The 1,332-nt window shown below is 66.7% G+C and carries 2 protein-coding genes; both read left to right on the top strand.

The genetic code is table 11. The features are described 5' to 3' along the window. The first annotated feature begins 340 nt into the window (after positions 1-340). Positions 341-715 (top strand): roadblock/LC7 domain-containing protein, encoded by a 375-nt coding sequence (locus IE271_RS40955; protein WP_190195483.1) that lies wholly within the window; start codon positions 341-343, stop codon positions 713-715. A 187-nt stretch (positions 716-902) separates the two neighbouring features. After that, positions 903-1,268: an ArsR/SmtB family transcription factor gene (locus tag IE271_RS40960; RefSeq protein WP_190195484.1), complete on the top strand. Its 366-nt coding sequence runs from the start codon at positions 903-905 to the stop codon at positions 1,266-1,268. Positions 1,269-1,332 lie beyond the last annotated feature (64 nt).

Genomic DNA, 1,332 nt, shown 5'->3' on the forward strand with positions numbered 1-1,332 from the left:
GGGGTCATCTCATGGTCATGGCAGACACGCGGCCGGGCGAGGGCCCGCAAGCCGATGCCCGCTCCCGGGCCCTCGCCCCTCTCCTGCCGCCGCTGCCGATTCGAGTTCACGCTCACCGCGCTGCTCGGCCGACTCACCCCGGGCCCGCCGCGCGCACAGTCGGCGACCGACAAGTAGGACGAGCCAAGCAGCTCCAGTACGGCACGCAAGCGCATCCAACCGATCCGAAGGGGGCAACTGCGGCGGCTTTCGCCTCAAGTCGCATCGGGTGACGGCGTGGCTCCTAGAGTCCTCACCGGGGCCGGACAACCAGCCTTCACATCTCTCGAAGGGAGGACCCGTGACCAGTGTGGAAGTGTCCCTCAAAACCCTGCTGACCGAGGCCGAAGGAGCGCTCGGAGCCGCCGTCGTCGACTACACGAGCGGCATGGCGCTCGGCACGCTGGGCGGCGGCAAGGACCTGGATCTGAACGTCGCGGCAGCCGGCAACACCGACCTGATCCGCGCCAAGATGCGCACCATGGAGCTGCTGGGCCTCAAGAGCGAGATCGAGGACATCCTCGTCACTCTGGGTACCCAGTACCACCTCATCCGTCCGGTGACCGGAAGGTCGGGGAACGGTCTCTTCATCTATCTCGTCATCGAAAAGGCCCGGTCGAACCTCGCTATGGCGCGCCATCTCCTCAAACGCATCGAGGAGCAGATCGAGGTGTGAGCTCCGGCGTTCTTTCTGCGCCCGCTGCTTGAAGACTTTTTCAAGCCACTGCCTCTGCATCTTCCGAACTCTCGGATCGAGTGGCCGCGGCTGGGGAGGATGGGACGTCACACCGGGCGCGGCGGCGGTCAGGGCCGCCGCGCCCCCACCCCAGGGCCTCATCCGCGTCAGGAAAGTGGGAGATCCCGTGCAGGCACCCCTCTACCAGGTCAAAGCAGAGTTCTTCCGCATGCTCGGGCACCCGGTCCGCATCCGCGTCCTGGAACTCCTCCAGAACGGGCCGGTATCGGTACGGGACCTGCTCATCGAGATCGACGTCGAGCCCTCGAACCTCTCTCAGCAACTCGCCGTACTGCGCCGCTCCGGCATCGTCGTCTCCACCCGCGAAGGCACGACCGTCACGTACGCCCTGGCCGGTGGCGATGTCGCCGAACTCCTGCGTGCGGCACGCCGCATCCTCACCGAACTCCTCGCCGGCCAGACCGCCTTGCTGGCCGAACTCCAGGACTCCGAACGGCCCGGACAACCCGCCGCGCACTCACCTCAGTCCTGACTGCAGACCAGAGCCGTCGTGACGTAGCAGCGAGCGTTCAACGTCCTCCGGCAGCGATCCCAGC

Origin of the sequence: Streptomyces minutiscleroticus (assembly GCF_014650875.1) — a bacterium.
GTDB lineage: Bacteria > Actinomycetota > Actinomycetes > Streptomycetales > Streptomycetaceae > Streptomyces > Streptomyces minutiscleroticus.